Origin of the sequence: Mesorhizobium sp. M7A.F.Ca.MR.176.00.0.0, from assembly GCF_004023165.1 — a bacterium.
Taxonomy (GTDB): domain Bacteria; phylum Pseudomonadota; class Alphaproteobacteria; order Rhizobiales; family Rhizobiaceae; genus Mesorhizobium.
In genome coordinates this window covers 1-7,510 of the sequence record NZ_RZTC01000100.1, presented here as the reverse complement: position 1 = coordinate 7,510, position 7,510 = coordinate 1, and the positions used below count along the sequence as shown (strand labels likewise).

Below are 7,510 nucleotides of genomic sequence, written 5' to 3'. Positions count from 1 at the left end.
GGCCCGCCCTTCAGCAGCCAGTGCACGCTGATGCCGTCGCGGAAATATTCGAACGCGAGATCGCGCCAGCCGCCGTCGAGCAGGCCGGCAAAGGCAAAATTAGGCATTGGCAATTCCCTCGAGCACCTGGTCGGTCGTTGCCGTCCAGCCGACGATGGCGCTCTGCGCCCGGATCATGGCTAGTGCCGCCGCCTTGAATTCGGGAAAATAGCTTTCCGTCGCGTCTTCGGCGAGCAGGCACTCATAGCCGCGATCATTGGCCTCGCGCATCGTCGTCTGCACGCAGACCTCGGTGGTGACGCCGGCGAAAACCAGCTGCTGTGCGCCGAGCCGCTTCAGCTCGCCACCGAAGCTGGTCGCGTAGAAGGCGCCCTTGCCGGGCTTTTCGATGACGATCTCGCCCGGCAGCGGCGCAAGCTCGTCGAGGATTGCGGTGCCCGGCTCTCCGACGATCAGCACGCGGCCCATCGGCCCGACATCGCCGATGCGGATCGCCGGATTGCCGCGATTGCGCTTGGCCGGCGGCAGGTCCGACAGGTCGGCGCGGTGGCACTCCATGGTGTGGATCACCGGCAGGCCGGCGGCGCGAAAACCTTCGATCAGTTTCTTCACCGTCGGCACGATCGCGGCCACCCGGCTGACGTCGTTGCCAAGGCTGGCGCCGAAGCCGCCGGGCTCGGCGAAATCGCGCTGCATGTCGATGACGACCAGCGCCATCGTCTGCGGCTTGAAGGAGAAGGCGAACGGCTGCGCATCAATCTCCGCCATCAGTGATGTCCCGCCATATGCTCGCCGATGGTCTGCACGCTCGCTTGCGCGATCGGCGTCTCGTAGACCAGCGCGCCGTCCGACATGACGAAAATGCGGTCGGACAGTTCCAAAAGCTCGTCGAGGTCCTCCGACATCAGCAGCACTGCCGCACCCGCATTGCGCGCCTTCATGATGCGGGCGCGGATTTCGGCCACCGCCGAGAAGTCGAGGCCGAAGCACGGGTTGGAGACGATCAGCAGGTCGACCTCGCCGGTCAGTTCGCGCGCCAGCACGGCGCGCTGCACATTGCCGCCCGACAGCGAGGCGATGGGCGAGGATAGCGAGGCGGTCTTGACCTTGAACTGCTCGACCAGCTTGGCGCTGAACGCGCGTATGGCGCTGGCGCTGATCCAGTTCACCGGCCTGCCGTTGCCGTCGATGTCGAAGGTGCGGAAGGAGATGTTCTCGGCCACCGTCATTTTTGGCGCGCAGGCATTCTTCAGCGGCTCTTCCGGGATGAGCCGCACATTGAGCGCGCGCGCCTCGGCCCGCGTCGCCGCATAGGCGGAGCCGCGTACCAGCACCTCGCCACCGTCGCGCGGCCGCTGGCCGGCCAGGACCTCGAGGAATTCCTTCTGGCCATTGCCGGAAATGCCGGCGATGCCGACGATCTCGCCCGAACGCACGCCGAGATTCTCGATGCGGATCGACTTCAGCCCGGTGCGGTCCGGCGCCTTCAGCGATTTGACCTTGAGCACGATCTCGGCATCGGGTTTCGGCGCCGCGCGACTGTCGAGCGCGGCGATCGGCTGGTCGCCGATCATCATCGCCGCCATCGCCTTGTGGTCGAGGTCGGCGACGCGGCCGGTTCCCGTCAGCCTGCCCTTGCGCAGCACGCTGACATCGTCGGCGAAGGCGGTGACCTCATGGAATTTGTGCGAAATCATCAGCACGGTGAGGTCGCCGGCCTTGGTCATGTCGCGCACCAGCCCCAGCACCTCCTGCGCCTCACCGGGCGTCAGCACCGAGGTTGGCTCGTCCAGCACTAGAAAGCTGCGGCCAAGATAGAGCTGCTTGATGATTTCGAGCTTCTGCTTTTCGCCGGCGGCGAGTTCCGCCACCTTAACGTCGAGCGGCAGCTTGAACGGCATGCGCTCCATGAACACGGCAAGGTCGGCTCGTTCCCTACGCCAATCGATAATGCCCGGAACCTTCTCGCGCGAGATGACGAGGTTTTCCGCACCGGTCAGCGACGGCACCAGCGTAAAATGCTGATAGACCATACCGAGCCCGAGCGCCGAGGCGTCGCGCGGACTAGCGATCGCCACCTCGCGGCCATCGACCAGCAGGTCGCCTGATGTCGGGTGATAAAAACCCATCATGCATTTGACCAGCGTCGACTTGCCGGCGCCGTTCTCGCCGAGCAGCGCGTGGAAGGAGCCCGCCGGCACCTTCACCGACACGGCATCCAGCGCCGTGAAGGCGCCGAAGCGCATGGTCATGCCGATGGTCTCGACGCCGACCGCTTTCCTGTCATTCATCGCGGCCTCCTCATGGCAACTGCGCGACAAGCGCCTTGGAATTCGACACCGTGCCGAAGACGCCGCCCTGCATCTTGATCATCTTGATCGCCGCCAGATGGTTGTCGTAGTCGGTCGCCCCGCAGCAATCCTCCAGCATCATGCATTCATAGCCGCGGTCGTTGGCCTCGCGCATGGTGGTGTGCACGCAGACATCCGTGGTGATGCCGGTCAGCACGATGTTCTCGATGCCGCGCTGATTGAGGATGAGCTCCAGGTCGGTGGCGCAGAACGAGCCCTTGCCGGGCTTATCGATGATCGGCTCGCCCTCGGTCGGGTAAAGGTCGGGGATGATGTCCCAGCCCGGCTCGCCGCGCACCAGGATGCGCCCGCACGGGCCAGGGTCGCCGATGCCGGCATTGATGCGGCGCGAGCGCCAGCGCTTGTTGGCCGGCAGGTCGGCGAGATCGGGCCTGTGCCCCTCGCGCGTGTGGATGATGGTGTAGCCCTTGGCTCGCATCGTCGACAGCACCAACTTGATCGGCTCGATCGGTGCGCGCACCAGCGACAGATCGTAGCCCATATGGTCGACATAGCCGCCCGGCCCGCAGAAATCGGTCTGCATGTCGATGATGATCAGCGCCGTGTTGTCGGGCCGCAGGTCGCCATTGTAGGGCCAAGGATAAGGCTCGGCGTCGATCGTATGCTGAGTGACTTCGGCTCTGGCGTTCATCGGCAAAACTCCAGTCATTTGGTGATCGACAATTCGCCCGGCGCGCCCGCAAGCGTTCGTGTCGGCGACGAGGTGGCGATCATGATGATGAGGGTGAGGATGTAGGGAGCGGCGTAGAACATGTAGTAGCCCTGCGTGACGCCGACCGATTGAAGCGCCGGGCCGAGAGCTCCCGCCCCGCCGAACAAAAGCGCTGCAGCAAAGCAGCCGAGCGGGTTCCAGCGCGCGAAGATGACCAGCGCCACCGCCATCAGGCCCTGGCCCGACGAGATGCGTTCGGTCCAGCTGCCGGGATAGTAGAGCGACAGGTAGGCGCCGCCGATGCCGGCCAGCGCGCCACCGACACCGGTGGCGAGCAGCCGCACCGTATCGGGGTTGAGGCCCATGGCGCGTGCCGCGTCCGAACTGTCCCCGACGACGCGCACGATGAGGCCGGCGCGGGTGTTGCGGAACGCCCACCACAGGATGACCGACAGCACCGCGCCGATCAGGAACAGCACGTTGACGTCGAGTGCGGCTTGCACCTGCGGAATGTCGGACCAGCCGCCGAAGGGAATGGCCGGCAGATTGGGCGCCTTCGGCTTGATAAACGGCTTGCCGAAGAAGAAGGCGAGACCCGAGCCGAACAGCATCAGCGCGATGCCGACGGCGATGTCGTTGACTTTCGGGAATCTGCAGATCCAGCCATGGAACAGGCCGAAGCACAGGCCGGCGAAGGCGGCGGCGATGAGGCCGAGCCATGGCGAGCCCGTCATCACCGCCACCGCATAGGCGGTCATCGCACCGAAGACCAGCGTGCCTTCGAGCCCCAGATTGATGCGACCCGAACGCTCGGTGATCGCCTCGCCCAGCGAGACGAAGATGAAGGGCGTCGACACGCGGATGGCGCCGCCGAGCACGGCCAGCGGCACGCCCCAGAGGCCGATCTCGGTCGCGTCCATCAGGCGGCTCCCTTCACGAGATCGGGTCTTTTCCAAAGATCGGGATTGAAGGCCTTGAAGCGGCCGTAGAGGGTTTCGCTGAACAGGATGACGATGAAGATCATGCCTTGCAGCACCAGCACCGTGGCGTCGGGCAGGTCCATGCGGCGCTGTATCAGCCCGCCCGAGGCGTCGATGCCGCCAAGCAGGATGGCGAACGGAATGATGGCCAGCGGATTGTGGCGGGCCAGGAAGGCGACAAGGATGCCGGTGTAACCATAGCCGGCGGAAAGCGAGGCGTTGGCGCTCCCCTGCACGGCGGCGACCTCCAGCATGCCGGCAAGCCCGGCAAAGCCGCCAGCGAGCGCGGTGAAGCCGACGATCAGCGGCCCGACGGCCAGCCCCTGTACCTGTGCTGCCCGCACATTGCCGCCGGCGATGCGCGCGGCAAAACCCCAGCGGGTCTTTTCGATGAGCAACCAGGAGAGGATGCAAGCGACGACACCGACAACCAGCCCCCAATGCACGTCCATGCCCGGAATGTTGCCGATGCGGTAGATGTCCGCCAGCGGCTGCGTTGACGGCTTGTTGAGCGAGGCCGGGTCGCGCAACGGCCCTTCCACCAGCTGGTTCATCAGCGCGATGGCGATGTAGGCCATCAGCAGGCTGGAAATGGTTTCGTTGACGGCCCGGTAATGGCGCAGCGCGCCGACGGCACCGATCCAGATGCCGCCGGCGGCCATGCCCGCCACGCCCATGGCAAGAATGACGATTGACGATGGCCCGCCGCTGAGCGCAGTGCCGGCTGCCGCAGCGGCGACGCCGCCGAGCACGATTGCACCCTCGCCGCCGATGACGACGAGGCCGAGCCGGGCCGGCAGGGCCACGCAGAGCGCGGCCAGCAGCAGGGGAGCGGCGCGCGACAGCGAGTTCTGGACCGAGAACCAGGAGCCGAAGCCGCCGCGCCACATGGTCTGGTAGAGCAGGATCGGCGACTTGCCGACGAGCACAATGAACAGGCTGAACAGCGCCATGCCGACGATCAGCGCCGCGAGCGGAATGACCAAAGCCTCCGCCCGCCGCGCAATCCATTCCACCGCCGCCGAATAGGCCTTGGCGCTGAAGAGTGCCGGCATGCCGGCCCCTGTCATCGTGTCCGTCATCGCCCCACCCCCTCAGATCAGGCGGTCGAACCGACGACGCCCTCGACCAGATAATCCATGCTTTCGAGCTCGATCGCGGTCTCCGGGAATGCTTGGCTCGCGGTGGCGACGACAGCCCCCTTGTTGCTCTTCAGCGGTCCCTTGATGACGGCGAAGCCGCCGTTCATCATTTCGGCCAGCGTGGCGTCGAACTGCTTGCGCGTCGGCTCGCCGACGGCGGGACCGAGCGGGCTCATCTTGACGAAGCCGTCGGCCAGGCCACCGCGCGTGAAGTTGGGCAGTGGCGTGCCGGCGACGAGGTCGTCGACGAACATCTTGTAGACCTTGGCCCAGTTCCACTCGGCCCCGGTGAGGTATTTTTCCGGCGCCAGCGGGCTCTGGTTGGCGTGATAGCCGCACACGAAGGCCCCACGGCCGGCGGTCGTCTCGACCACCACTTTCGGGCTATCGACATGGCAGCTAATAACGTCGGCGCCCTGGTCGACCAGTGCGTTGGTGGCTTCCGCTTCCTTGACCGCCAGCGACCATTCGCCGGTGAAAATGACCTGGCAAGTGATGGTCGGATCAACCGAGCGCGCGCCGAGCAGGAAGGAATTGATGTTGAGCAGCACCTGCGGGATCGGCTTGGCGGCGACGAAGCCGAGCTTCTTCGTCTTGGAAGTGTGGCCGGCGACAACGCCGTTGAGATACTGGCCCATACCGATATAGCCGAAATAGGAGCCGGCATTCATCGGGTGCTTGGCCTTGTCCCACATGCCACCGCAATGGCGGAACTGCACGTCGGGGAATTTCGTGCACATGGCCAGCATGTGGGGGTCGAAATAGCCGAACGAGGTCGGGAAGATCAGCGAGGCGCCGTCGAGATTGATCATCGATTCCATCGTCTTCTGGACGTCGACCGTCTCCGGCACGTTCTCCTCCTCGACGATGGAGATGCCCTCGATACCCTTCAACGCCGCCGCCCCTTCGGCATGCGCCTGGTTGTAGCCGTAGTCGTCCTTCGGCCCGACATAGATGAAGCCGACGGTGGCGGCAGCGGCAAAGGCCCTGCTGATGGGGAAGGCAGCGGACGCAAGCCCGAGTGCGGCTCCAGCGGCGGAGGTCTTGAGTAGCTCGCGGCGGTTAAGCGTGAATCTCGCGGTCATTGTGAATGCTCCCCTGTAGGACCCTTTCCGGGCCGGTTAACATGCCGTCAACAAAGTGCATGCAATCGCCATGCCAGTTTCTTTGGCGAAATTAATGAATGGAATCAGTCGTACATTTAAAAGAGCCTGCTTATGTAGCGGGCAATTGCATGCACTTCTTGCCTTGAAAACAGCCAATTTGACAGATTAAAATAGAGGCATACAGGGGTATGTTGAGTCGATGGGCCGCTGCGTCGACCCTCCACAAGAAGACGGGCGGAGGAGATTTGTCGGGGAAGCGCAACTTGATCAGGTCGGGCAAGACCGTGGATCAGATGGTGAGGGCGATCGGGGACCGGATCGTCACCGGCTACCTACGCCCCGGCGAAAAGCTCGACGAGACCTCCCTCGCCGCCCGCTTCGACGTATCACGCACCCCGGTCAGGGAGGCGCTCGGCCACCTCAGCGCCATGGGGCTGGTCGAAAGGCGGCCCAACCGGGGTGCTATCGTGGCTGTCGTGACGCAAGAGCATCTCGCCTCGATGTTCGAGAGCATGGCCGAACTGGAGGCGATCTGCGCGCGCTTCTCGGCCGAGCGCATGACCAGTGCCGAGCGCCGCTCGCTCGAAATCGAGCATCAGGCTTCGGCGCGGATGGTGCAACTGGGCGCCGAGGAGGACTACGAGTATTTCAATACCGAGTTCCACACCCGGCTCTATCGTGGTGCCCACAACCCGCATATCCACGATCTCACCGTGATGACCCGCAGCCGGTTGGCACCCTTCCGGCGCGCTCAGTTCATGCTGCCCGGACGGTTGGCCAAATCCTGGCAGGAACACGAGTTAATCGTCACCGCAATCATGCGCGGAGACGGCGCTGCTGCGGGCAAGGCCGCCAGGGATCATGTCTCTATCGTCAGCGAGGCGAGCGCGGTGTTCGCGGCTGATGGCGGCAAGCCAGTTCGGCGGGACGTGGCCTGAAAATTCCGAACATCCCGAATCTCGGGACGATGTCTGCTTCCAGGCGGCGCACAGTATCGCGCAACGGCTGATATGAGGCGCTACGCTGCTCGGCAGCAAGGCTTTGAAGCAGCATGGTCAACCAGACCGATATACGTGCCCCAGTTGGTATTCTACGTCGAGGCGTGAGCGATGAGGGACTAGATGTTTGATCCCAGATTTTGATGGGCATCCTTGTCCTCCGAATCAAGGAATGCGCTATGGGCCAGGTTCTTCATGGGAGCGCCACGACGACAGAGGCGGTCCGTCGAGCGATACAGCATAGTCAAGAGAGCCTGAGG

7 protein-coding genes are annotated in these 7,510 nt (G+C 64.3%); 1 reads left to right on the top strand and 6 read right to left on the bottom strand.

What is annotated here, in order from left to right; translation table 11 throughout:
* Window positions 1–99: 99 nt before the first annotated feature.
* The 6 genes from EOB59_RS26450 to EOB59_RS26425 are packed head-to-tail and all read right to left on the bottom strand — an operon-like array spanning window position 100 to window position 6,231.
* Window positions 100–768: an isochorismatase family cysteine hydrolase gene (locus EOB59_RS26450; protein ID WP_127330531.1), complete on the bottom strand. Its 669-nt coding sequence runs from the start codon at window positions 766–768 to the stop codon at window positions 100–102.
* Window positions 768–2,291 carry an ABC transporter ATP-binding protein gene (locus EOB59_RS26445; RefSeq protein ID WP_127321990.1) on the bottom strand — a complete coding sequence of 508 codons (1,524 nt, stop codon included), beginning with the start codon at window positions 2,289–2,291 and terminating at the stop codon, window positions 768–770. Before EOB59_RS26445 ends, EOB59_RS26450 begins: the two co-directional genes overlap by 1 nt.
* Window positions 2,292–2,301: 10 nt before the next feature.
* Window positions 2,302–3,003 (bottom strand): isochorismatase family cysteine hydrolase, encoded by a 702-nt coding sequence (locus EOB59_RS26440; protein ID WP_127321989.1) that lies wholly within the window; start codon window positions 3,001–3,003, stop codon window positions 2,302–2,304.
* Window positions 3,004–3,017: 14 nt separating this feature from the next.
* Window positions 3,018–3,944 (bottom strand): ABC transporter permease, encoded by a 927-nt coding sequence (locus EOB59_RS26435; protein WP_127321988.1) that lies wholly within the window; start codon window positions 3,942–3,944, stop codon window positions 3,018–3,020.
* The gene (locus EOB59_RS26430; protein WP_127395364.1) at window positions 3,944–5,074 is read right to left on the bottom strand and encodes an ABC transporter permease; all 1,131 of its coding nucleotides are present in this window, start codon (window positions 5,072–5,074) and stop codon (window positions 3,944–3,946) included. The genes EOB59_RS26435 and EOB59_RS26430 overlap by 1 nt, the downstream gene beginning before the upstream one ends.
* A 29-nt stretch (window positions 5,075–5,103) precedes the next feature.
* On the bottom strand, window positions 5,104–6,231 hold the full coding sequence (locus EOB59_RS26425) for a BMP family ABC transporter substrate-binding protein (protein ID WP_127807751.1): 1,128 nt from the start codon (window positions 6,229–6,231) through the stop codon (window positions 5,104–5,106).
* A gap of 284 nt (window positions 6,232–6,515) precedes the next feature.
* Here EOB59_RS26425 and EOB59_RS26420 point away from each other — a divergent pair, with 284 nt between their 5' ends.
* On the top strand, window positions 6,516–7,190 hold the full coding sequence (locus EOB59_RS26420; protein ID WP_127323185.1) for a GntR family transcriptional regulator: 675 nt from the start codon (window positions 6,516–6,518) through the stop codon (window positions 7,188–7,190).
* Window positions 7,191–7,510: the final 320 nt, after the last annotated feature.

Excerpts from the sequence above, each read along its gene's own strand:
- EOB59_RS26450 (WP_127330531.1), bottom strand. The coding sequence starts at position 768 with ATGGCGGAGATTGATGCGCAGCCGTTCGCCTTCTCCTTCAAGCCGCAG.
- EOB59_RS26445 (WP_127321990.1), bottom strand. The coding sequence starts at position 2,291 with ATGAATGACAGGAAAGCGGTCGGCGTCGAGACCATCGGCATGACCATG.
- EOB59_RS26440 (WP_127321989.1), bottom strand. The coding sequence starts at position 3,003 with ATGAACGCCAGAGCCGAAGTCACTCAGCATACGATCGACGCCGAGCCT.
- EOB59_RS26435 (WP_127321988.1), bottom strand. The coding sequence starts at position 3,944 with ATGGACGCGACCGAGATCGGCCTCTGGGGCGTGCCGCTGGCCGTGCTC.
- EOB59_RS26430 (WP_127395364.1), bottom strand. The coding sequence starts at position 5,074 with ATGACAGGGGCCGGCATGCCGGCACTCTTCAGCGCCAAGGCCTATTCG.
- EOB59_RS26425 (WP_127807751.1), bottom strand. The coding sequence starts at position 6,231 with ATGACCGCGAGATTCACGCTTAACCGCCGCGAGCTACTCAAGACCTCC.